Origin of the sequence: Candidatus Protochlamydia phocaeensis (assembly GCF_001545115.1) — a bacterium.
GTDB classification, from domain to species: Bacteria; Chlamydiota; Chlamydiia; order Chlamydiales; family Parachlamydiaceae; genus Protochlamydia_A; species Protochlamydia_A phocaeensis.
In genome coordinates this window covers 251,091-275,729 of sequence record NZ_FCNU01000028.1, presented here as the reverse complement: position 1 = coordinate 275,729, position 24,639 = coordinate 251,091, and the positions used below count along the sequence as shown (strand labels likewise).

Here is a 24,639-nt window from a genome sequence, read left to right as displayed (position 1 = left end):
CTCTTTTCACCTCTATAAAGGTTTTTCTGGGAAAAATCAAACCTATAAAGATAAAAGTCAGATTCCTCATTTAAAAAAAATAAATCTATTCTTTATCTTTATTTTTTATTAATAATTTTTACATTTAATTAAATGCAGCAATATTAAATTATCTATTATAATATTAATTAAGATTTACAATTAATCTTTTACCTTTTTCATACCAAAAGTAGAAAATATGGCTAACTTGCCTTTAGGACTGTCTTATTCTCTCCATCAAAATCTCCAAGAATTTAAGGAAGAAAAGAAGATTGTTGAGCATTTAGAAAATAATCCCTTAGATTTGAAAGATTTTATTAATGCTTTTGTACAGGATTTAGAATGGGTAAATAATCAAAAAAACAAGAAATTAGATCGGGAAATTATCCGTTTGACGTTAGAAAATGCGGCAGTAGAAGCGGAAGTCGTACTAAAAATTTTTGAAGTAATAGAAAAATCAGACTCTTTTAAGGAAATTTTTCATGAAGAAATGGAGAGTTTTCCCGCTCTCTTTGATCGCTGTCTAAAAGTTTTGAAGTCGAATCAGGAATGGATGGAAACCCATCAAGCAGCGACTCATTCCATCGTGAAGAATTTTATCCATCACCATATCGATAAAAAGTCTCCTGAACTGCAAAAAAGAGTCAATGAATTGGCCTCTTTCATTTCTTCTTTTTCACTTTTTAAAGCGGCAGATGATGCCCCTGCGTTGCTTAATCAAGCCATTTCGCGCAAAAATATCCCTTTAATAAAATTATTGATTAAACAAGGCATTTTAGAAAATGAACGTTTAAACAAATCCTCTCTCTTCACTGCTGTTATTTCTATTCCTAGTTTTGAAATTTTCAACTTATTGATTGATCATGGAGTGGGTATTGAAGGAGATGGATCTCGAGAAATACAAGTGATTATTTCAAAATATGGGGATTTGGATGCATTTTTAAAAAAATACGGCAAGCTTTCTAACGAATCTAGCACAAGAGAAGAAATCAACAATCTTAAAAACATTGCCTTTTTTTTGATCGTAAGGGGATATAAAATTCCGGAAGAGAAAAAGAAATCTTCCTCTTTATTTGGCAACTATGGAAGGGAATATGGCCGTTATGACAATTCCAACCATTCAGAGGAAGAGTTTAGAAGGGAGCTTTTACAAGTTGCCAAATTGCATCAAGAATTAACTGGCTCCGAGACTCCTTATTTGAAAGACTTGGATGCTTTCTATAGATGGGCTTCTCATTTTCCCGCTATTCATTCTTGGATGGATCAAAGATCTTCCCTTGTGCTTGATTCCCTGTTAAGTCACTCTAGCAAAGCGTCTCCCGAAACGCAGAAAGGGCTATTAAAAATCTTAGAAGAAATGGGCCTTCTTTCATCTGAAAATTATTCAACTGTATTAAAACGCGCGATCGACCAAAATCCCTCTTTGTTAAAAACTTTATGCCAATTCAAGCCTCCGGATAATCGGCCCATTGCAGATTTAGATCATTTAACTCCCTTGCAGTATGCCTTTGAAAAAAAATCTATCGAATCTGCCTCCATTTTATTTGACTTTGATTCTAATCCTAATATTGTATTGCCGGGCTCGCGCTTATCTTTTATCGCCTTTATTATTTCAAGATTGACTCAATTCAAAGATCAGCAATCTCCCGCTTTAGATCTCCTGAATAAGGCTCTACAACATAATTTAGACTTGCAAAGTTTGCCTCAAGATCAGGCAACTCAAATTTGGAATGACTTGATGCAATGGAAAAATCCTAGCAGCGAAAGGATCATCAACCAGCTTTTAGATAGAGGCCTTCCTTTCTTGCTGATTAGAGATCCAAAAAGCCAAGATAGCTCCTTGCTCATGGCTCTAAAGAGCAAAAAGTTCAAAGTGGCGGAAAAATTAATGGCGATGGGAGCCCATACGCCTTTAATTAATGATCCTAATAAGAAAGGAATCACGCCTCTCTCGCTTGCTCTAGAAATAGGAGAAGATGATCTAATCCAATTTCTCTTAGATGATGGAGCAGACATTAGTCCCCTTCAATCCGATTGGCAGCTTCGCCAACTTGGAGAATTTCAGGTGCAACGAGAGAAGCAAGATCCAAAACAGGCCTTAAGAGATTTAGTCAACACTAAAAATTTAGCCAACCTGCTCGCCGATAACTTCATGAAAGACATGAAAGATGACAGAGGAGAAAGGCTAGAAGGCAATAATTTTGTCCAATCGCTCTACTTTATCAATAGCCTTTTAGGCTCCGTCATGCAAGAGGCGGAAACAGATCCTGAAATAAAGCACATATTGATACATAAGCAAGATCAAAAAGAGCGTTTCGACTCTCTCTCCAAGCAGCTTGCCCAATGCGCTGAATTTGCCGATCAGCTAGCAGCTATTCAAATAGCGCCTCGTTTTAAGAAACAGGAAATGCTTCAAACCTTTTCCAAACGCCTTTCTCATCAAATAAACCGATTAAGAGAGGGAGAATCGCTGGTTTTGCCATCAGGCTGGAGCGCAGAGAACGGCGGGCATGCAATGCTGTGCGTGTTCCGCTGTGTGGGCCAGGGAAAATATGATTGCCTGTCTATTAATACAGGAGATGGTGTCGAGCATCATGCCTTTTTGCCAAAACCAAATAAAACCTATATCAATCCCATTTGCTGTTATAAAGATTTATCGCAAGAAGAAGCGACCGATTCAACTTTCTTGCAAGCGCTATTCGAACCCCGAATCAATCCCGAACAAAAAGATTCTAACTATTCATCCTTGGATTTATATGATGGCATATTTGCTCGCTTCAAAGATAAGTTAGTCACGACTAGCCCAGAGATGAATCTCTATATCACAGCCCAGCGCTCTGGAAGCTGCTCTATCCGGGTGCTTCTGGCTTATATGCATGTTATGCTGGGAGAAGAGTCTTATAAACCGACCGCTTATTTCTTGAAAAAGACGGCTTTATCAGCCGCTATCGAGAACGAAAATCTCCTAAAAGATCAGCCTGTTCTGCAGCATATATTGAGGAAATCTGCCGAATCCCTATGCAGGAATATTCTCAAATTATCAAAAGATAATCTTCACTCTTCCCATTTTCTGGAAGATAATCTAGGAGAAATGACTTTAGGAGACATCTCTGAAGCCTTAGAAGAGGAGAAGATCAGCTTTAAATCGCAAGAGCCCCCTTCCGAACAAGCGCTTCTTTCTTTATTAGAAAGATTAGAGAAAAGAATCCAAGAAAAAAATCCTGAGCAAATCAAGGCCACCCGCTTACCTATTAGAGAGGCCGCTCGCGGCTTAATAACAGCCTTTCAAATCTTTAGGGCGGTTGGCATGGCTCCTTCTTCAATAGGAACTAGGCATCCTGATTTTTCTTTTCCACTTATAGCCCCTTTGAATACCTTAGCTTTATCGCAGTCTTTAGAATCCCTATTCAAGCAAGTTGAAAAATCCCAAGGCTTATCCACGGTCGATCTTCAACTCTCCGATCAGCCACATTTGAAGATTTTAACGCCCTCTCATATTGCTGAGCTTAGAGGAAACAGCTTAGTTGACCACTTAGAGGTCATACGAAAATTTTGCGTTTCGCAAAACCAGGGAACGGCAAAGGAGCGAGAGATGGCCGTTGAATTAGCAACGCAGACTTTGCTAAATCTTCCTCTTCCTACAGGAAATATAGGAGAAGCTTGGGAAGAATTCTCAATCGGTCAAGCGGAAAAGAGCCTCTTGCATATTTATGCGATTTCCAGAAACTTGCTCTTTAACATGCAGTCTTCACCGATAGCGTTTCCCGAGCGCATAATTGCCTTATACAAAGCTCAAGCCATTGCTTTTAAGCTTGCCTGTCAAATTGAGAAAGAAAATTTTCCCAATAAGGAATTTAAATTAGAAAATTTTTGCATCGACTATACGCCTTTGCTCAATTTAAAAACTGATGTCCATAATGTGATTTATGACACACAGACAAGACATAAACTAAACGAGCTTCTTGAGTATATGAGGCTGGCCCATCCTTCTAAACCCCCTTCTTATACCTTATTTAATTATATTCAATGGAAGCGGGAAGGGCCCGAAATTGAACTCCCCATCCCCAAAGACAGCGGTGAATCCTTTTACCTGCAAGACATTCATGACGCCATTTCAACATGGGAAAAAGAAGATAGAGAGTATGAAAATTTAAATTACGACATTAAACGCAAAATTTCTCGCCAAGAATGGCATTTAGCCAAACTATGGGAAGGAAAGACAGGCCATGCACCTACTTATTTTCTTATTCAAAGGGATCTATCCTTATTTTCGCAAATTCTCGAGAATGTCTCTGCTTTTGCCTGGCAAGAGTATTGCAATTACTCTTCAAATAAGTTCCTGATTCAAATTAATACCTCGGATAAGACGGCTAAAGTTTTCATTCAATCCCAAGGCAAATGGGCAGCCTCCACTCCGCTTCGGATAGGAAGGCATACGCCAAAAAACACGGATCCATCCAATTCTTATTCTTCGACGCATTTTGCTTTTGGGAACAAGGAAAAAAGCAAGGCCTTGTATCCCCAAGAAAGCCAAAATGCCTATACAATCAAATACACATCCGAATTAGAATCTCTCTTCTCCCTAACCAGCCAACCTCTCCTGACCCCTTACCATATTAGAATGTGGTTGTCTTCCCATCTAAACGATATTTTGGACCGGGATAATCAGGTCTTCTGCAGTTTAGCTCTCTTTTCTGAGGAAAGATTGCCCACTGCAATAGAAGAAGACCCGGCCTTGATAGGGCATTACCTAGAAACAATTGAAAAAAACTTAGCAGAACTGTCCTTTATGATGGCGGAAAGCAAAAAGGGAAAGCCATCCCTGAGCGAAGAGGAAATTAACTATCAGACAAAACTATCTCAGGCTCAGCTTTTTTTCTATCAGCTTAAGCTAAGGCTATTAGATTATGCCCAAACAGCCCATACAACAAGTCAAAAGGAATTTAACTTTTCCATCAAAGAAGAAGTCGCAGAGGTGCGGAAACGTTTAAAAGAAGAGCTGCTTTCTTTTCCCATTTCAGAGCCAAAACAAGCGTCCTTGCAGCGCTCAGTCCATTTGATTCTTGCCTCAAGCTATTTAAATTTTCCTCTTCAAGATTGGCAAGAAATAGAGGCTTTAATTGAGCATTCCTTTTACGCTCAATTTTATGCAGCCTTAAGAAAAGAGAGCGATCCTTCCGCAGAGCAAGGGGCTAAATCAGCGCTATTCAGCCTGCTTCCGCTGATTAATGATCCCTCGGATCTTTCCAAGCTTGCACCGGTTTTCAACCGCATTTTAGAGAATATCTATGGCATTCCTATCTCCTCTCTTCTTAGCTGGGAGCTTGAATTCCCCATTTGTAAAACCAACCTGCAAGGGACTCTTTATGAAATGAATCTTTTAACAGGCGAGGTCAAAAAAGATGGCGTCCGTTTAAATCAACTAGAAGCCATTTATGAAGACCCTGATTACCAGCATGCCTTCGGATCTAAACGGTTTCTTAGCAGCAGCATTATTCCCCAATCGGATACCAATATCATTTGTTATGAAGTTCTGGACGAAAGAGGGCAACCCATTCATTTTTTTGTTCCTAAGCAACAAGAGTTTCCTTGGCAAACAAAAGAGGATAAAACCCCTCCCCTGCGCATGGAAAGGATAATAGATGGAGTTCCGTATGTTTATCTTTCATGGCAAAAAGCACCGGGCTATCCACAGTGGCCGACTTTGCCCAAACACCCAAATAAAGACCATTATATTCTTTGGCAATCGCTAGAAGATTCACATATTAGAGTCGTAGATAAGCAATCGCAAGAAGTGGCTTATCTCTTTACTACAGAAGGCAAAATTCAAGAGCCTTCAGGCCAAATTAAGGAATGGATAGATATAGAGAAAGTTCCGGATAGCAAAGCGCTCGCCCATTTTGACTCCCCCTCTTATATCTTTGCTCTGCAGGACGATCAAAATCAAGACATTAGCCTTAATTTTTGCCGCTATTGCGATTCCCAAGGCTCTCCCCTTAAATTCATCCAAAAAATGGTCGAAAGGGGGGATGCCTCAGAAACCGACGAAAAGACTGCAATAGTGGAACCTAAATTGGTTTGGGAGTCTGATCCCCAATTTTTCATTTCTCAGAAACAAGAGCTAGCAGGCATTCCAAATTATCATCAATTCCTTATTTTAGAAAATGCCTCTGGACAAAAGAAGGCGCTTATTCCTATTAAAGCTTACTCTACAGAAAAAAACGCGTCTTTCGAAGGCCCTCCTTTCACTTTTGAATATGAAGTCATTGATTTGGCTGGCAACAAGTTGAATCCTAAAACTCCCAAACAGCACGCAATAAGCGCTTATCTTAGTCTCATGCATAGAAATTATGAGGATGCTTTTTCGCATTTAGAGAAAGCTTATCATCTACAAAGATATAAACCCGACGATCTCAAATATTTGGGATGGATTATTCATAGCCAAGAAGAAAATGCCGATTTCGATCCCAATGCCATCGCTGTCAGAAACTATGCGTCTTGGCTAGTCAGCGATAATTTGTTTAGAAATCCCCGCTTGATTTCTACTAAGCAAACAACCATTGAAACCCCTGCGGAAATTAAAAGCCTCTATCAAAACGAAGGCGACTGGGAGGACTATCTTAGCGGAAATGGATATTGGAAAAGAATGCCTAATCTATCCTCCGAACCCAGCAGCAAGAATTCATTCGCCGATTATGCAAGCCACCTCTACAAAAGCTATCTAAATATTAGGAAGAATGTGAATGGCGAGTTCCGCTTAGATAGTTCTAAGAAGGGAAAAAGAGAAGCCCGCCTAACGCCGCAACAAGAAATCATTTGGCTTCAAAATCTCTTAAAAATTTATTACAATGAACAGCTGGCCTTGCGCTTTACCGCTTTGGCAGAATTAGAACAATTTGATTCCGATTTCAAAACTTATGCTCCTTTTGTGCAGATCACTTCCCCTGAAATCGCTTTGCTTCCCATTAAAGACTCTTATTCTCGCAGTTCAACCTCTTCCTTTTTAGGATCTCAAATAGCCAAAACACCTACCGAAGCCGTGAAAGCTGTCTTGGAAATTTTCCCTCGCACTCGCCCTGGCAAGGGCTTCCTAGATCATTTTCTCAATTTTTATTTAATTGCTACAAAAGGAAATGAGGAACAAAAAAAAGTTCTCCTTCATCTTTTATATGATATGCGCCATGAACCTAACCCACAAAACCAAGGATACCGAGCTCTTCTTGAGGCCATTATCCTGCAGCACCCCTTAAGTTCGGGCATCATGAAATGCCTTGATGCATTGAAAGAAGGAAGGATCCGCGATGAGAAAACCGCATTTCAAGACTTGGAAAAGCTGGCTAACCGTTACTTACAGAGCAAGGATGTTCTCAATTCAGATCATCCTTACTTAGTAGAAACAGAAAGGAGGATAAAGCTTGCCACCTCTTATATTCCTGACCTTCCTTCTCCTCCCTCGTCTTTTCCTATAGAAGAGGATAGGCTGTCCCTTGCCTTTTCACCGGATTTGCGCAAAATAGCAAGGGAAAAAGCGGCCATTGGACAATCCTCTTATAAGAAAATTGTCTCGCCCAAAGATCATGCACCCTTTCCAAAATATGAACCAACAACCTTCTACGGACAAGAAAGATACAGGAAGCTGCTTGAAGATTATCAAGAGGGATGCAAAAAAAGCGATGAGGCTACCAGCTTTGTTTTTTCTCAGGCCATAGACTTTAAACGATGGAAAGCCGAATTGGAAAAGCAAGAAATAGAAGAGATAACAGCTCCCCTCTTTTTATTTGAAAACCTCATCAAACTGGCAAATAAGGCTCCTGCTATCAACGAAAAGCCTCCCCAATATCTGTCTCATCAATTGAAACAAATAGGCAGAAAACAGGCCTCAGTTTCTTTTCCGGATTTATTAGCTGCCTTTGCCCAACAAAGCAAAGCGGGCTATCAAAAACTTAACCCTTCTCTATCCGAGACTGAAGTGGAAGAGCTGCATAATATGATCGGATCCTTTATTGTGAACTCGCTAGACTTGAGGCAAAATAAAAATAAAATCACTGTAATAGATAAGATCATCCAGCAAATAGAATCCGACACCGATGCAGATGCCATTAAAGAAACCATGCAAGAGCTTGGCGAACTGATGGAGCTGGATGCTGCCGATGAAGCGTATTTGACTTCCGCTCCCCTTCTCGTTTTCCATTATCTTATGAATAAACAGGTGCGTCCCGACCAAATTAATGACCTTAAGACAATGCTTGGAGTCGAATCATTAGACCAGGTCCGTTCTCAATTCCCCAATCTTTTCACTCAAAAAATCATGGGAGGCGGAAAGACATTGGTCCTAGGAACGCTTATGGCTTTATTAAAGGCGGACGGCTATCACCTTTCCATTCTGATTCCTCCCCCTTCGCTATATGACACAAATGCGCAGGACATGAAAATACGATCTGATAAACTGTTCGGACAAAAGACTGAAACGTTTATGTATAAAAGAGATCCGGCCTATTTTAATATCGCCTATTTGACTAACGGCTATCAAATGCTTGTCCAAGCGATCGAAAAGAAGAGCTCGATCATTTTATCTCCAGAATCTCTTGAAGCGATGGAGAATGAATATTGGGGAAAACGAGAAGAGCTACGCTTGCTTTATCAAGCGCGGGCTGAATTATTGGGCGCTGAAAACCACCTAGAGGCTGAGCGCATTGACCAACAAATTCAAGCCATTAGCCGCCCCCTTAAAGTTCTCAAAGAGACCTTAAAATTAATTAAAGCAAGAGGAGTCTTTACCTTTGACGAAGTTGACCTTACTTTAAATTGCAGGAAAGAGTTGAATTTTCCCATAGGCGACTCTATCTCCCTTCCAAGACAAGCTAACGAAATACTGGCCGATCTCTTCCTATTAGCTGCAACGGACCGGGATATCTTGCAAGCAGGCCTTCGCCTAAGAGAGAATAAACAATCCGAGCTTCAGCCTGTACAATATGAAAAAATTAAGGAAACTCTATCGAGAAAATTTCTAGCCCGGATCATTGCGTCCGATAAATGGTGCGAGCGCCTTTTTCTCGATCAAGAGGTGCTGAAAAAATATCAATCAGAGCTCTTGCGCATGGAAGAAAGACCGCTGGAAAATAGTTTGAACGAAATGATAAAAAAATCCGCTTCTGTCCTAAAGGACGATGAATTATTGTCCATCTACACTGCGTTTGGGCCCAATCCATCTTTAGAAGACATAGAAAAATTCTTTTCCGGACGCTCTTTTTCCCTCCCTCAATTAAAAAAGAGGCTCGGTTTGGCAAGAGAATATGGTAATTTGCAATTTATTACCGAACTTCACGCATTCATTACGGATTTGGATAAGCCTGCCCCCGCTTACCTTCATACCCTATACCATTCAAATCAGCCTATGAAGAAACAGGCGGCAGATCTTTATACGCTTTTGCGTCAAGAATTGAATGAATGGTTGCAGGAAAGCTGGAAAAAAAGCGCGGGAGAGCATTATGGATTCTCTCGTATCCAATCTACCAAATTGATCGCCATCCCTTATTCTGCCAATAACAAACCTAGTGAAAATTCGGAGTTTGCAGATCCCTGGGAAACAGCCAATCGAACCTTGCAGCTTTATTTGTCTAACGGCCTCAAGTTTGAACAGACGATTGAGTTTATAGAAAACCTGCAGAAAAAAGTGAGGTTTGAATGGAGCCAAGCCGGCTATCCTCCTCAAACATCCGATATGCCGACAGCCCAGGCCTTTTTCAAAGCGACTGGACTCGAGCTGCTCGCCATTAATCGAGGGCAAACAGACCGCATTCATCAGGTGCAGCAGGCTCTTTTAAAAGGAGAGGAAACCGGTTTAAGCTTGATGCTCGCTTATGTCGTGGATCACGTGCTTCCCACTATAAAAATTTATCCGGAACAGATTACTCATAATGCACAAAACCTCGCCTCAATGCCCAAAGTCAAGCAAGGATATACAGGAACGATGGAAAGTGCGGACACTTTTCCAGATGATGTACAAGTTAACCTCGATAAGGGAACAAACGGCAAAGTCCTAGAAGTCTTATTAAGAGCAAATAAAACAGTGCATGTTGTAGAAGAAGGCAACGTGCAAGATCATCTCAAACAAGTTCTTGGATGGCCTAACCTTACCAATCCGCATGCTGCTCAATTCCGCGCTCTAATTGACTTGGGTCCCATCTACAAGGGCTGTAGCAGCGAACAAATCGCAACAGATATTTTAGCTTTTATGAGAAACCACCCGGATCAGGCGATGCATGCCGTTCAAGGCGTTTTATACTGGGATGATGTCTCCAACATGCTCTGCTGCATTAAATCCGGAGAAGCTGAACCTATCACGCTTCCTGCTACAGATCCCGATACGATCTTTTCCTTCACAGGTTTAAAACAAGAACAACTCTTTGCCTTTTATCCTCATCACAAATTGACAGGGGCTGATTTAGTTTTGCCCAAAGATGCCTACATTCTGCCAACATTTTCCAATACAACGCCTTTGCGAGACGTTCTTCAAGGAGATATGAGAGCCAGAGGCCTTTTTAAAAATCAACATCTTGAAACAATGCTCCTCCGTTCCACTCTTCCTATGATAGGCGATGAGATTGGAAAGCCCCATCTTCCTCAACAAGCAATAGAAACAACGCCTGATCCAAGTCTACTTTCTATAGCGGATTTGATTCCTTTCGCAGAATTCAATGAAGCGGAAAGGCAACGAATGGATTATCCCCGCTCGACCCTTCAAAAAATCAGCAACCATATCAAGGAAGCTGTTTTGCGCGAGCTTTATAAAGCAGAAAGCGACGAAGAGGAAAACCGCCTTTTTGAAAAGGCAAGGCATCTAGCGATCAGAAAACACGATTTGGCTCTTTTTGAAAAATTCGCTCAACCTCATGGGGGAGAAATCTCCTCTGAACAATTTTTATTGAGGAAAGCTGATGAATGTTTAATTCCCCTGACGGGTTATCCGCTTAGAGGAGTCATTTCATTAAATGGAGAACTATTGCCAGAATCTAATCAATTGTCTCCAGATTTGATCAAAGCTTATCAACGCATCAATCAAACGATCCAGCACGCTCTAACCAAACTCCCTCCCACTATGCCGCAATTGGGCAATTTAGAATGGGGCCGCGAAACGACAGTAGAACAGCTGGAAGAGACTTCGACGCAGCAGCATCAAGAACAGCAAACGGATTATTACGTTGAACTGGATACTTTTCAACAAATACAAGTAACCCTTACACCCCAGCAAGAACGGGCTTGGCAAGCTGGCCAATTTCAAGCGCTTGCCGCCGGAGGGCCTGTATTCCCCCCCTATCCTTTGCAACATTCGAGCCACCCTGCTATATGGCCTTTGAAAGATGTATTAGAACATCACTCTCATTTAAAAAAATACGCGCATTGCTTTGATAAAAGCCTAAGCCTGTCTGAAAATTTTCTCCGGACTGTGGAAAATGCGGACAGCCTCTTTACCTTCCATCAAAAACCTGTTTATAATGTCTTGGCCATTCTCAATCCTCAAACCCATGACTGGGAGACCGTCCTTGTCACTTTAGAAGAAGCCGCTTTCTTTAAAAAACAGCTTGCTAAAAAGGAAAAATTAAATTTTCCCATGTGGTTACTTGAACCAGAAGGTGGCGTCATCCAGAACGGACAGGCGCATTTAGAAGATTTTCCGTCTACCGCTTTAAACAATCTAAATAAACGCTTGATTCCTGTTTTATTCTTCATGGGAAATGCCAAGAGTTTAAATGCCGATCGCTGGTTTAACCATTTTAAAGAATGGGCCCAGGAAGATAGAAAGCTTAAGAAAGATCTCTTAGAAGCTGTCATTCTAGACAATGAGGGAAGCGAACAGCGTCAGTATTATCAAGATAGCCGTTTGGAAATTCTCCTGAGTGAATTTTCTCCTGAAGAAGCTTTTAAAGCGGACAGCCCTTCTGCTCTACCTGAGGATTTAGAACTAGGCATGCTTGCCGCAAATAATCGACGGATAACGATTGCTTTGAATTTATTAAACAAAGCAAGCAAGCAGATGGATGCCAATAATCCCGTCCATCTTAATACCCTTGTCGCTCTAACCTGCGAGGCTATTAAGCATTCATCTAAATTATCCGAGAAAAGACAGGCAAGGGATTTTCTTATTACCGGACTCAAACAAATTATCCAGCTCATTCAAACGGAAAAGATCTATTCTTGCACGGAAAATTTAACGCTTTTAGAGGGAATTAACGATCCTACCATCAATCAGTTACTCTGCGAAATTAGCTTAATTCTCATTAAAGAAGGCCAAATTGGCCCGGCAACTCAAATTGCCCTTTCTCAAATCCCCTCTTTCCAAGAGATTAAGCAAAGAGAGGATTTATTTAAGAATCCCCTATTCCTTCAACAAATCAAGACTATACGTACGTCTACTTTGAAAATTCTGCAAGCTTTGGGAGAAATAGAGCCAACAAATTTCGAGCAGACGGATAGCATTAAGCAAATCAATCAAAAATTAAGAGACGCTCTTACCTATAAAGAAAAGCCTCTCATTTGCGATCTAGTCATCGAATGGCTCAATCACTCAACGGCCCATAATTTAAGTGGAATCGAGGAAATGGCAATTTATGCTTTAGATCCCACATATCAAATCATCCGGGATCGAATTTCGGATACCTATTTTGGTAATAAACATGAAAAAGATACAGTCTCCCTTATCGCCGAGATTGAAGCAGCTTTCTTCAAGCATCCCAAGTCCATGCCGGCCTTAGCCAATAAAGGCAAGGAGCTGCTGGAGAGCGTAGTTAAATCGGTTATCGACCATTATGACAAGACGCCTAACCCATCCTGCATTCCTCTCGCTCGGGATTTTTATAAGAGCGGCAATTCTTTTGCCTTGAAGATTGCGAAAGACTTGCTGAAGCAGTTTAAGAAAACTCCCGAATGGAAGAGATGTTCGATAAAAGAAGTCAAATGGGTCAATCGCATTTTACAGAGCACAAAGGAAAGTGTCTGAACCGCTATTCCGAATTCAAATCCAACTGATCAACCAGCGTATTTAAGGCGGAAAGCTCTCGTAAAATTATCCTCAAACTATAAGAAAAGACAAAATAGTTCTCCACTATTTCCAGGCTGTATCTTTTAGTCGTCCTTGTCAATCTAAAGCGCGATAATTCTTCATTCAAGCTTTCCTGAGCAGAAGAAATGATGGAAAAATTAAAGGCGGATTCTTCTGCACGCAATTTATCGGCAAGGGCTTTAAATACAAAATCTATAGTTTCACCGGTAGAGTGAATGCGTTGTTTTAAGCTTTCATCAAAAATTTCTTCCACATTCGTGTTAAAAACATTTTTCAAGTCTTGCAAAGCGCCCCATAAACGCTCTAAACCGCTGGATAGCTGTCCCCATCCTGACGTTGAAGAAAACAGAAGCTCCATTTTAGCTTCTCCAAATAACAACTGATTTTTTAATAAAGCCTGATTGATATCAGAGGCAAGGCCTTGCAACACTTTTTCACTTTTCGATAGGCTATCAGTCGGAATTAAAGTCTGTTCGTAAAATTCCCGCATCCTGCTTAAAATGTCCGCCATATTCAAGCGCATCTTTGTGATTGATTGGGAGGGCCATAAACTGTGAGCAACAAGCATAGCGACAAACAGGCCAATGCATGTGTCCAAAAAACGAAAGGAGGCATATATCCAGGGACTAAGGGTAGGATTCATTCCCCAAGGAATCATAATGACAGCGACCGATAAAGAGGCGATGCGATAGCTTTCCTGCAAGCCTATCAGATTGCATAAAATCACCGTACTGAAAATGGCCAAAGCAAAAAATAACGAATCCGCTCCAAAAAAGTAGGCGAATCCCCCTCCTACTAAAGAACCGATCAAGACCCCTAAAAATCGATTCCAAATCGCGGTATACGTTCCGCCTAAAGTCGGCAACGAGGCAATAATAGAGGCCACTACGCACCATAGCCCGCTAATTAAAGGGTCCGGCCTTTTCACAAAATGATTAAATTCTAAGCCTACATATAAACTAATCACAGCAGCCAGACTCATTTTAACCGCCAGCTTAAAATTTATCTGGCCAACCCCTTCTTGCATTCTCATTTTCAAATTTGAATTCATTCCACCCCGTTAATATTTCTTTTAATTTTTCTCCAACCCCTGTATTCTGAATGTCTATTTATGTTCAAGTAAATGAATAAGTATTTTTCCTACTTACTTTACATTTTCTTGCTTTAAGATTTAAGAATCAGGAACTTTTATGCCACATCAATTAAAAACCCCTCTTCGATCCCTGAGGGAAAAAGCATCCAATCAAGAGACTTCTTCCAGCCAAGCTGATTTAAAAGCCGGATTAACCATTGAAGAAATGGCCTCCCATATTTCTCAATTAAAGCGGCCACGCACTCCATTTTTTCGCAATCCATTAAATGGCAATACATTATATTAGGATGGCTTATCTTTAACCGTCCTACCCGAGTCTTTTACTTTAAAGAAGTTCAATCCATTCCGTAGCCTCCTTGCTTTTTCCATAATTCGCTTAATTTAAGCAATCTAATAAATCTTTCATTTGAATATTGCCTTTTTTTAGCTTCTATAAAGAAGTTGCTGCAATTCCATCGTTGGTTTAACATTCAAAACGTAGTAAACATTTTTTTAAGGAGGTGTGCTATGGCTATGAATCAAGGGAATTTAAACCAAGGATCCTTTTTTGAGGTCTTTTTGACTCTCTTAAAAGGAATATTTGATTTTGAAAATCAAATCGTCGACGGTTTGCCAAAAGTCATTAAAGCCGCGACTAATCCCGAGTTAAAGGACGCGCTTTCCCAGCATTTAGACGAAACAAAGAATCAAGTGCAGCGCCTAAAGAAAATCTTCAAAATGTTAAATGAAAATCCTACAGGCAAACCCTGTCCTGCTATGCAGGGAATGATGCAGGAAGCGCAAGAAGTGATTAGTAAAAATACCTCTCCAAATGTCAAAGATGCGAATTTAATTATATGCTGCCAGCAAGTCGAACATTACGAAATTGCTAGCTACGGCTCGGCCCGCACCTTAGCCCGTCATCTTCACGACGCCCAAGTCAGCGATCGGGTTGACTTTGATGAGATCGCTGATTTATTGCAGCAAACGTTGGATGAAGAAAGTGCAGCGGATGAAAAGCTGACTGATATAGCCGAAGGAGGCTTCTTCAGCCAAGGCATTAATGATGAAGCAGAAAAAGAGCAAACGCAAACGACAACAAAGAAAAGAAATCCGGCTCAATAAAATCGATCATCAATTCAGCCTGATTGTGTCTTATTTAGGCACAACAGGCCTTGGTAATTAAGGAGATAAAAATGAATAAGAAACAATTTCCTCCTCAAAAGCAGGACACTCAACCGGGAATAGAAGAGAATATGAATCCCGCGCCTCAAACAGAAGATCCTGCTTATAAAGGAAGCGATAAGCTAAAGAACAAGGTTGCCCTTATTACCGGAGGAGACAGCGGAATTGGCAAGGCCGTTGCAATCGCTTTTGCTAAAGAAGGCGCCGATATAGCCATTGTCTACTTGAATGAGCATGGCGATGCTCAAAAAACAAAGGAAAGAGTGGAAAGCCTCGGCAGACGCTGCCTTTTAATTGCCGGTGACGTAGGTGAAGAAAGCTTCTGCAAGAAGGCTGTCCAGCAAACGGTTGAGACTCTTGGCAAACTGGACATTTTAGTCAATGGAGCTGCTGAACAACATCCTAAGGATAAAATTGATGATATTAGCAAAGAACAGTTAGAGAAAACATTTAAGACCAATATTTTTGCCAATTTCTATTTTGTCAAAGCGGCCATGAAGCATTTAAAAGAAGGGTCCGCTATCATTAATACCACTTCGGTAACGGCTTATAGGGGCAACCCCATGCTCCTCGATTATTCATCGACTAAAGGAGCTATCGTAGCCTTTACCCGTTCTCTTTCCCGTAATCTAGCTGACAAGGGTATTCGCGTTAATGCCGTTGCTCCGGGGCCTATTTGGACTCCCCTGATCCCGTCAACTTTTAATGAAAAAAAAGTAGAGGAATTTGGCTCAGAAACCCCTATGGGACGTGCCGGCCAACCCTTCGAAGTCGCTCCTTCCTATGTCTTTTTAGCTTCAAAAGATTCCTCTTACATGACAGGCCAGATTTTACATCCTAATGGAGGAGACATTGTAAACAGCTAATCGCTCTCTTCATAAATAATTCACGAAGGTTGAATGTTTAAAAATATTATAAATTTAAAAAACGGTCTCTAAGGTCATCTGCCAAAAAAGATTGATTTACAAACATGGAAAATGTTCTCTACCTCCTGCGTTCTTCACGCAGATTATTAACCGATAGAGATAGGGAGTACCCATACAAGATAGAGCCATACATGAATTAACAGGAGATAGAAAATGGCGCGAATCAAACCAGTCCAGCCTGAAGAAGCAAAGAATGAGGTAAAAGACATTTATAAACAAATTGAAAAAAAGATGGGCAGGATTCCCAATATATTTTTAAGTATGGGCAATTCTGCCACTGCTTTGAAAGCCTATTTAAGTTTAAGCGAAGCAGCCAGTCATACGAGCTTAGAGCCAAAAGTGCGAGAGCAATTAGCCTTAACCATTTCCCAAACCAATAACTGCCAATATTGCCTTTCAGCCCATACTATGTTGGCAAAGGGGCAAGGATTAAAAGATCCGGATATTATTCAAGCCCGGCATGGTGAATCGCAAGACCCGAAAACGCAGGCGATCTTAAAGTTTGCTAAAACCGTAGTGGAAAACCGCGCGCAAATCTCCAATCAAGATATAGCCGGTTTAAAAGCGGCTGGCGTTAACGATCCAGAAATTGTTGATATCATTTTGCTAATTACCCTCAATACTTTTACAAACTATTTCAACCATATTGCAGACCCGAAAATCGATTTTCCTTTAGCTCCTGAGTTGACTTAAGTAAAGGGAGAAAAGGATGATGATCAACCTTAATCTGGAACAAAGCATTCGTCAGCAAGTTGCCCATTTTCTAAGTTTAATTCTAGCGGATACCTACGTCCTTTACGTAAAAACTCAAAACTTTCATTGGAATATTGTGGATGCACGTTTTTTTGCTTTGCATAAGTTTTTTGAAGAACAAAATAAAGAGCTAGCTAAGGCCATAGATGAAATAGCTGAGCGCATACGCATATTGGGGCAGCACGCGCCAGGAAGCCTTAAGCAATTTCTGGAAATGTCATCTCTAAAAGAATCGGATGGGGATTTAAGCGGAGACGACATGATTCTCCATCTCTTGCAAGACCATGAAGCTTTATGCCGCCATTTGCGAGAAAGAATTGAGCTATCCTCTAGTTTAGGAGATGCCGGCACTGCTGATTTGCTAATTCAGCGTTTGCGTGCACATGAAAAAACAGCATGGCTGTTACGCAGCCACATTAACCATGTATACACTTAGGAAGCCGCTATGCCTGCAAACACCATGAAAGCCATTATTTTAGAAAATTTTGGGGAAATAGACCGTTTAAAAGTCGGACAAGTCGATAAACCGCTTCCCGGCCCCGATGAAGTGCAAATCCAGATTGCTTATACTGCCGTCAATCCCGTTGATTGGAAGATTCGAAGAGGAATGCTTCAAGGACGCTTGCCTCATGATTTTCCGCTTATTCTAGGATGGGATGCGGCAGGAATCGTCTCTGCTTTAGGTAAAGATGTCAAAAAGTTCAAAATCGGAGACCCTGTCTTTTGCTATTGCCGCAAGCCTGTTATCAAATGGGGAACGTATGCCGAATATATCTGTTATCCAGCCGAAGATGTTGCCCTCAAGCCTCATAACCTGTCCTTTGCTCAAGCGGCTGCTTTTCCTTTATCCGGATTGACAGCCTGGCAAGCACTCTTTGATTCCGCTCAATTAAAAAAGAATGAAACGGTCCTTATTCACGCAGGCGCGGGAGGAGTAGGAAGCCTGGCCATTCAATTTGCCAACTATGCAGGAGCTCACGTTCTAACGACTGCCAGCCAATCCAATCATGCGTACGTGAAAAAACTTGGAGCAAGCGCAGCGATCGACTATAAAGCGCATTCTATGGTTGAGGAAATCAAACGGCTTTACCCGCAGGGGCTCGATGTCGTTTTCGATACAGTCGGCGGACAAACCTTAAAAGATAGCTATCAGCTTCTCAAACCAGGCGGACGCATCGTCTCTATTGTCGAACCTCCTAATCAAGCGATAGCCGAACAATTAAAAATCAAAGCTTTATATGTCTTTGTCTCTCCCAATGGCAAGGAATTGCAACACATAGCCCATCTCATTGAAGCCGGAAAAATTCACCCCATCCATATTCAAGAAATGCCATTAGAAAAAGCAGGGGACGCGCAAGCCAAAAGCGAGGAAGGCCATGTTCAAGGCAAAATCGTTTTGAAAGTGCATTAAAACTCAAATCTCAATGGGATAGATAAGCGATTCCAAACAAGCCGCGCAAGTGGCGCATGGGCAGTAGCAGTGGGTAGAGGCGCAACCAAAACCCATAGTCAATGCGTAAAAACCATTTTAATCGGATTTAATAGAACGACACGTGCCAGCTAAAAATCGACTTAAAAACAAACTGCTAGGCTTTAGGAGCTCATAAAAGAGCTTCTGTTAAAACACTCTCCTATTTTGGCCGGAATTTAGGCTGCATTGTTCCATAACTAGGACCTATAATCTCAGCCAACCGTTCCTCTAAAAAATCAGCTAACTCTGGATAAGAGTCTTTCAACCACAGCTTAAATTTATACATTTTAGTATAGAGCTCTTGATGATAAACAGTCGGATTCTTGATCGCTTCATTTTGAACAAACTGGCCGACATCAATGTGAATGGGCTTTCCTTGAGCAACACCTGTATTTTGCATGAGGGCATGGTCGTTATCTGCTAATCCCCTATGATACTCTGACAAGATTAGACCAAGCAGATCGTTGATCAACTGCTTAGCCCCTTGCAAGTCGCCCTTTTCCTTCAATTCAAGCAATACATCGCATAGCATATAGGCACGATTCTGGATGCAAAATTCCATTTGATCTAAATCGATTTGGTGAGAATAACCTATTTTATCATAAATGGTCAGACGCTTTTGCAGATCGGTTGTTTTATTGAGATGGACAAAAATAAGGCCTGTTTCATCCCTTAAATTTTCAAATGCCACTTTCCAGCTTTTGACAAAGCTATCTAATTTCCCCCATTTTTTTTCCATTTTCTCTTCGCGATACTTGACAATGGCTGGCAAGGGAGGGAAATAGACAAGCCAAGGCTGCATGCGGAAACGCTGATACTTAAAAAATTTAATGACATAACGGCCATCTTTGCTTAAAAACACATAAGATTGGCACCCTTTGCCTAAGTAATAATAAGGCTGATCTAAAGCTTGAGTTAATCGCTCTTTTTCTTCTTTAGCTAAAGGCCTCACTTCCCATTCAGGATTAAAAGAAAAATCAGAAGAAATATTGGCTAAGGTAAAGCCTCCTGTCAGATGAAAATATAAACGGCCTGCCCCATATAAAGCTGCAATGAGAAGAGAAAGGCTAATTAACCGAAAGAGAATTGTTTTAACAGACATTTTCATAAGTAACTCTTAAGCAAAAAAAAGGCATTTTAGCGTATGGAAAAGAAAAAGTCATTGTGAAAACTTTTCTTTTTTATAAATCTTGCGAAATATTTTTTTATAAATAGTCTAAGAGTGTGTATTTTTATTTAAAAAATTATTTATTAAATTTATATATATACACAATAGGGCTTTGGAATATTTAGCTCGCGTTTCTAATAATGAATAAGATGAATCAAATTTATTGCTAATTCGAATATGAAAAATGCGACATCTACAACATTTCTTAAACATTTTAGCCTCCTACCACGCTATCTCATTTTATCGGCCATTTTTAGCTTATCTCTTCTTCCTCTTTTCTATTTCTCCGTTAGAACCTATCAGGACGCAAACAGCCTTTTAGAGTTGCAAATTCAAGGGAATCAATACCAATCGATTTTAAAAAAATTAATCGACAGTCTCTCGCGCCACCAAGCTTTGACTCGTCGCTATTTAAAAGGACAATTGAATGTTTCCGAAGATTTAAGTCGTCTTCATCAACAAATCGACGAGTATTTTCAGTCTATTTCTTCTCTCCCCTCTGCTTCAAGAGCGCTTTCCTTTCCTCTTTTCACGCCGACAAGTGCCTATGAGGAGTGGAAGAAGTTAACTATCTATTCTTTCGATTCTGTCCAAGCAAGCGATCATCTTCACCAGCAACTATTAGAAGATACTCTCAAGCTTTGTTATTTTTTAGAAGACCAATACGATTTATTAGCCAATACCAATCCCTCTTTTACTCATCTCATTTTGTCGAGTCTCATTGACATTCCCCATCTTCAAGCCCTTCTCTATCAAATGACCTATAATGCCGAAGAACCAATTTCTGACCGGCAAATTACGCTCAAAATGCAAGCTGAACTCCTTGCGCGGCTCGCTGTCATCGAATTGCACCTGCATAATTTAAAAGACAATATCGCTTTAGCGATTCCGGAGCAGACGGATTCTTTGGGTGAAGAGATTCTTTCCTCTTTTCATATTTATAAACAATCGATTCAACAATTGATCCAGCTGTTCCGCCGCACCCTTGTAAATGATCCTCCCTCTCCCCTTTCAAACGATGATTTAATGGCTACAGATAATAAGGCCATTAATTCCGGAGTAAAATTAGGGGATTTGATCACAGACAAAATCGATCATATATTGAAGGAACAGCAAACAACTCTGCGGAATCGCTTCTGGTTGGCAATCCTGCTAACACTTATGTTTAGCTTAACCGCGTTCGCTTTTGGCCTTTGGCTTTGCCGTCATTCGGCGAGGAGACTGAAAATGATTAAACAACGGATAACGGAAATAATAGATGGCAAGCCCGCTATGCGGCTTCCCATCACCTATCACGATGAAATTGGTTTTCTAGAAGTTTCTATCAATCATTTGAAGCAAAGAATGGAAGGCATGATTCTGCAATTTCACGAATTGTTAAGAGGGATCCATAACCTTGCTACAGGCAATTTAAGTATTCGCCTTAATCCGGGCACGGAACAAAAGGAATTTAGCAGAGTCTCTCATCTTTTTAATCAGATGGCTCAAACTTATGAAGTCATTATTGGACGGCTGGAGGAGCTGGGTTTTACTTTAACTAACTCAGCCAATCAAATTGCCGCAGGATCAAAAGAGCAAGAGACAATTATTATAGCTCAGGAGGCTACGACGAGAGAAATTGCCGTCGCTGCCAATGAAATTTCTTCGACAGCCAAAGAGTACGCCAATACATTAAAAGATATTAGCCAAGTCGCCGAGCAAACCTCGCATTTGGCCGTCACAGGCAAAAACTCCCTAACGAACATGGAAGCCATCATGCGGCAGATGGTCAATGCATCCGGCAATATTGCCACCAAGCTTGCCGTCCTCAACGAAAAAGCGGGCAACATCACAAACGTCATTACGACCATCACTAAGGTCGCCGACCAAACCAACCTGCTATCGCTTAATGCCTCGATCGAGGCAGAGAAGGCCGGAGAATACGGCCGCAGCTTTGCTGTAATTGCCCGAGAGATCCGCCGCTTGGCAGATCAGACGGCTGTTTCCACTCTCGATATCGAAAGGACCGCCAATGAAATTATGACTGCCGTCTCTTCAAGCGTCATGAGCGTAGACGATTTTACGCAAGAAATCCGCAATGGAGTAGAACAGATCAGTCTCGTCAGCGGGCAATTGGCAACGATCATGGAGCAAGTCCAGAATTTCATTGCTCGTTTTGAAACTGTCAATGAAGGGATGCAAGCTCAATCAACGGGAGCTGAGCAGATCAACCAAGCTATTAACCAGCTTAGCCAGACGGCTCAGCAGATTGCACAGTCCATCCACCAATTCCATCGAACAATTGAAGAGTTAAATTTAGCCGCCAACCAATTGCGCCTGTTCCTTCCTCAATTGCGCCATTCAGCACAAAAAGAGGAAACCATGCAATGATTTCCTCCTTCGTTTTTTCTATGCCTGAATGATTCAAACAGCCGGAAACAGCGATTTTACGCGCTTAACTTCGCCTCTATTTCCGCTCTTGACGATTTGGGCTTCTGTAGAAGCGACTCTATGTCCGTTTTCCATGCTCTATAGCGTTGAATGACGGTCTGGATATCAGGACGCTCTTTAGAATCGATGCGGGTACAGCTCCAGATTAGATGGGCAATTCCCGTTTTATCTTCAGGTTCAGGATATTTATTTTCATAGTCTTTTCTCAATCCTGGACCTATTAAGAGCGCTTGAACGCGGAATAGGGACCTCATTGGATGAGAGCAACCAATCGCAGGATGTTCTTCCATGCGTTTTCCTGTCAGCATTTTCCACAAACTGATGCCCACGCTCCAAATGTCCGCTTTTTGATCGACTTCAGCATAAGGCTTACCATTAACGCCGCTATTGACGCCGGTCACTTCAGGTGCTATATAAAAAGGAGTCCCGATGAAAGTATATCTTTCTGGATTTGGAATAGATTCGCCTTTCTCATTTGAAATGGTCAAAGGACAGACTAAACCAAAATCAGATACCCCAGCCTTATCCGTACCGCATAAAATATTCTTAGGCTTAATATCGCGATGAATGAGTCCTTGATCGTGCACACTCTTTACCCCTAACAAGAAATCTTCAATCATATTTAAGAAGGCAATCTGATCTCTAACGGATAAACGGTTTTGCTCCGCTAAATGAGCCATATCGTCTAGATCGATGGCATCCCTTCTTAAGCCTTCAACTCGGTAACCTGCCTTTTTTTGAATAATGGCAATTTGTCCCTGGACTGTCGCCACTCTATGGGTAGGCCAAATACCTGGCAGATTTCCTAAACGAACGCAATAGCCGGCCTCTCTTCTATAATCTTCCTCATCCTCGGAAGGCTGCGTTGCTAATCGCTCTACTGATTGCTTCGTAATAGGCTTAATAATTGTGTTATTAAGCTGTATATTCGCCTTTATTGAGTTAATTTCTGGCGAATTGTCAAAGTCCAAGCTCTCATAATCTTCGTCTTTTTCCAACTCTTGAGCCCCTGGCAATTTAGAGAAATCAGAGGTAGAATAGGTGCCCGAAGCGTCTGTGTTTTCTTTAGGCGCGTCATTTTTGACTACTTGGCTGCTTTCTTTAGTCTTTGACGTGGCATCAGGCGCTTTATTGATCTTAACGGTAGAATAACTGTCCGAATTATAACTGTCCGAGGTTCCCGTGCTCTCTTCAACCTCTGTGCCTTTGCCCTCTTTCTTTAATTTTTCTCGTCTTTCGATTTCCTGCGTATCTACAATAATACGCGTATCGGATGTTCCCTCTTCGCTTGAAAGAGTTGAGTACTCTTCCTGGCTGCTGGAGCTTGTTGAATCTTCAAACCTGACTTTCTTGCCAGTCTTTCTCTCTTCTGTGCGCGTCCACCTGTCGGCTTCTCTAAAAGAATCAGCCGCATCATCTGGAATTTCATCTTCGACTAGTTTAGCCGGCAATAACACCACGTATTGATCGAGCAGCTCTTTTTTCTTACCTGTAAAGAACTCTGTCGCAACAAAAGCCGCTTTATACGTTCCCTTAGCCAAATATCTATCATGGATGAATACTTCGCCTTTTTCTCCGTCTTTGCCCGGGATAAACAGAACGCGATGGCCACTCAAATTCATAGCAACGGCTTTTTGCTGACCTGTTTGAACAAGCTCTTCCCATGTCCGTTCAATAGCGGAAATAAAAGACACCGATAAATCAGTACGTTGATGCTTAATTAAACGCTTGATATAAATGGCTTTGGCTTCCAATTCACTGCACTGAAAAAGCGCTTGATCCCTAGCCAATTCTTCTGAACTAACCCTTTGCTCGGGAGCTACTTTCTCTGCGTAAATGAATTCAATCGTCTCTTGTAAAGTCGACTTAATGACCTCGGGACCAAACGCCTTGATAAGGCTTTTAATAGTGGGAACTCGAGGATTCAGAGCATAAACCTTCTTCTTTAAAGCTTCCACTTCCGCTTGGCGATCTGTGTCTTCTGTAGAAACGACTTGCTTCAAATAATGAAGGTTTTTCGCTCCCTCAAAAATTGCTTCATTAAGATTTTCGCGGTGCTGATCTAATGTTCCTAGTTTGCTAAGATTTGACTTTACGGATTCTTCCAGTGAAAGAATAATGGCCTTCTCTTTTGCTAGCTTGGCTTCTATTCCCCCCAATTTTGCAAACCAACGGAAAAGAAAAAACATGTTTTGATATTTACTCTCACGTCGTTGATGAATATAGCGCAATCCTTGCAACATTTGATAAGTCTGAGCCGTATCAGCTTCTCGATTTTGCAATAAAGAGCTACTGATATCCATAATAGATTGGATATTGACAACTTCAATAGAACGTCTGCGTTTAATTTCTTCAGAGCTCAGATAGGTATATTGGTTATTCTCTCGGGCAATTTTTCCGTGTCCTTGAGGATTTTTTGCAATGGACTGCAACCAATTCGCCCACTGTATAGGGTCTATAGATACTGCACTATTTTGGCTTGACTGCATATTTACTCCAACTTGATAACTTAGAAACCCTGCCGCTTCTTTAAAATTAAATTTTTAGCACAAGGTT

Annotated in this window: 11 protein-coding genes; 8 read left to right on the top strand and 3 right to left on the bottom strand. The window is 41.1% G+C overall.

Annotated elements, in window-relative coordinates:
- Positions 1-217 precede the first annotated feature (217 nt).
- Positions 218-13,015, top strand: coding sequence for a hypothetical protein (locus tag BN3769_RS10715; protein WP_068470398.1), 12,798 nt, complete (start codon positions 218-220; stop codon positions 13,013-13,015).
- Positions 13,016-13,019: 4 nt separating this feature from the next.
- On the opposite strand, the gene BN3769_RS10710 is transcribed toward BN3769_RS10715, so the two are convergent.
- Positions 13,020-14,129, bottom strand: coding sequence for an FUSC family protein (locus BN3769_RS10710; protein WP_079989525.1), 1,110 nt, complete (start codon positions 14,127-14,129; stop codon positions 13,020-13,022).
- A 139-nt stretch (positions 14,130-14,268) separates the two neighbouring features.
- On the opposite strand from BN3769_RS10710, the gene BN3769_RS10705 reads away from it, so the two are divergent.
- From BN3769_RS10705 to BN3769_RS10680, 6 genes are all read left to right on the top strand, one after another.
- On the top strand, positions 14,269-14,457 hold the full coding sequence (locus BN3769_RS10705; protein ID WP_068470395.1) for a hypothetical protein: 189 nt from the start codon (positions 14,269-14,271) through the stop codon (positions 14,455-14,457).
- A 221-nt stretch (positions 14,458-14,678) separates the two neighbouring features.
- Complete coding sequence (locus BN3769_RS10700) at positions 14,679-15,275, top strand: ferritin-like domain-containing protein (protein ID WP_068470393.1); 597 nt, start codon at positions 14,679-14,681, stop codon at positions 15,273-15,275.
- Positions 15,276-15,346: 71 nt separating this feature from the next.
- The gene (locus tag BN3769_RS10695; protein ID WP_068470390.1) at positions 15,347-16,201 is read left to right on the top strand and encodes an SDR family oxidoreductase; all 855 of its coding nucleotides are present in this window, start codon (positions 15,347-15,349) and stop codon (positions 16,199-16,201) included.
- Between the two features lie 213 nt (positions 16,202-16,414).
- Positions 16,415-16,954: a carboxymuconolactone decarboxylase family protein gene (locus BN3769_RS10690; RefSeq protein ID WP_068470388.1), complete on the top strand. Its 540-nt coding sequence runs from the start codon at positions 16,415-16,417 to the stop codon at positions 16,952-16,954.
- Between the two features lie 16 nt (positions 16,955-16,970).
- Complete coding sequence (locus BN3769_RS10685) at positions 16,971-17,450, top strand: Dps family protein (RefSeq protein WP_068470386.1); 480 nt, start codon at positions 16,971-16,973, stop codon at positions 17,448-17,450.
- A 9-nt stretch (positions 17,451-17,459) separates the two neighbouring features.
- Positions 17,460-18,425 carry an NADP-dependent oxidoreductase gene (locus tag BN3769_RS10680; protein ID WP_228840679.1) on the top strand — a complete coding sequence of 322 codons (966 nt, stop codon included), beginning with the start codon at positions 17,460-17,462 and terminating at the stop codon, positions 18,423-18,425.
- A 220-nt stretch (positions 18,426-18,645) separates the two neighbouring features.
- Here the strand turns inward: BN3769_RS10680 and BN3769_RS10675 are convergent, their stop codons facing one another.
- Entirely contained in the window at positions 18,646-19,593 is a 948-nt protein-coding gene (locus BN3769_RS10675) for a hypothetical protein (RefSeq protein WP_068470384.1), read from the bottom strand.
- 237 nt (positions 19,594-19,830) lie between these two features.
- Here BN3769_RS10675 and BN3769_RS10670 point away from each other — a divergent pair, with 237 nt between their 5' ends.
- Entirely contained in the window at positions 19,831-22,023 is a 2,193-nt protein-coding gene (locus BN3769_RS10670) for a methyl-accepting chemotaxis protein (RefSeq protein WP_068470382.1), read from the top strand.
- A gap of 56 nt (positions 22,024-22,079) precedes the next feature.
- Here BN3769_RS10670 and BN3769_RS10665 read toward each other — a convergent pair whose 3' ends face one another.
- Positions 22,080-24,572: a protein kinase domain-containing protein gene (locus BN3769_RS10665; protein ID WP_068470379.1), complete on the bottom strand. Its 2,493-nt coding sequence runs from the start codon at positions 24,570-24,572 to the stop codon at positions 22,080-22,082.
- Positions 24,573-24,639 lie beyond the last annotated feature (67 nt).

Coding starts and splice junctions, on each gene's coding strand:
- BN3769_RS10715 (WP_068470398.1), top strand. CDS start 218: ATGGCTAACTTGCCTTTAGGACTGTCTTATTCTCTCCATCAAAATCTC.
- BN3769_RS10710 (WP_079989525.1), bottom strand. CDS start 14,129: ATGAATTCAAATTTGAAAATGAGAATGCAAGAAGGGGTTGGCCAGATA.
- BN3769_RS10705 (WP_068470395.1), top strand. CDS start 14,269: ATGCCACATCAATTAAAAACCCCTCTTCGATCCCTGAGGGAAAAAGCA.
- BN3769_RS10700 (WP_068470393.1), top strand. CDS start 14,679: ATGGCTATGAATCAAGGGAATTTAAACCAAGGATCCTTTTTTGAGGTC.
- BN3769_RS10695 (WP_068470390.1), top strand. CDS start 15,347: ATGAATAAGAAACAATTTCCTCCTCAAAAGCAGGACACTCAACCGGGA.
- BN3769_RS10690 (WP_068470388.1), top strand. CDS start 16,415: ATGGCGCGAATCAAACCAGTCCAGCCTGAAGAAGCAAAGAATGAGGTA.
- BN3769_RS10685 (WP_068470386.1), top strand. CDS start 16,971: ATGATGATCAACCTTAATCTGGAACAAAGCATTCGTCAGCAAGTTGCC.
- BN3769_RS10680 (WP_228840679.1), top strand. CDS start 17,460: ATGCCTGCAAACACCATGAAAGCCATTATTTTAGAAAATTTTGGGGAA.
- BN3769_RS10675 (WP_068470384.1), bottom strand. CDS start 19,593: ATGAAAATGTCTGTTAAAACAATTCTCTTTCGGTTAATTAGCCTTTCT.
- BN3769_RS10670 (WP_068470382.1), top strand. CDS start 19,831: ATGAAAAATGCGACATCTACAACATTTCTTAAACATTTTAGCCTCCTA.
- BN3769_RS10665 (WP_068470379.1), bottom strand. CDS start 24,572: ATGCAGTCAAGCCAAAATAGTGCAGTATCTATAGACCCTATACAGTGG.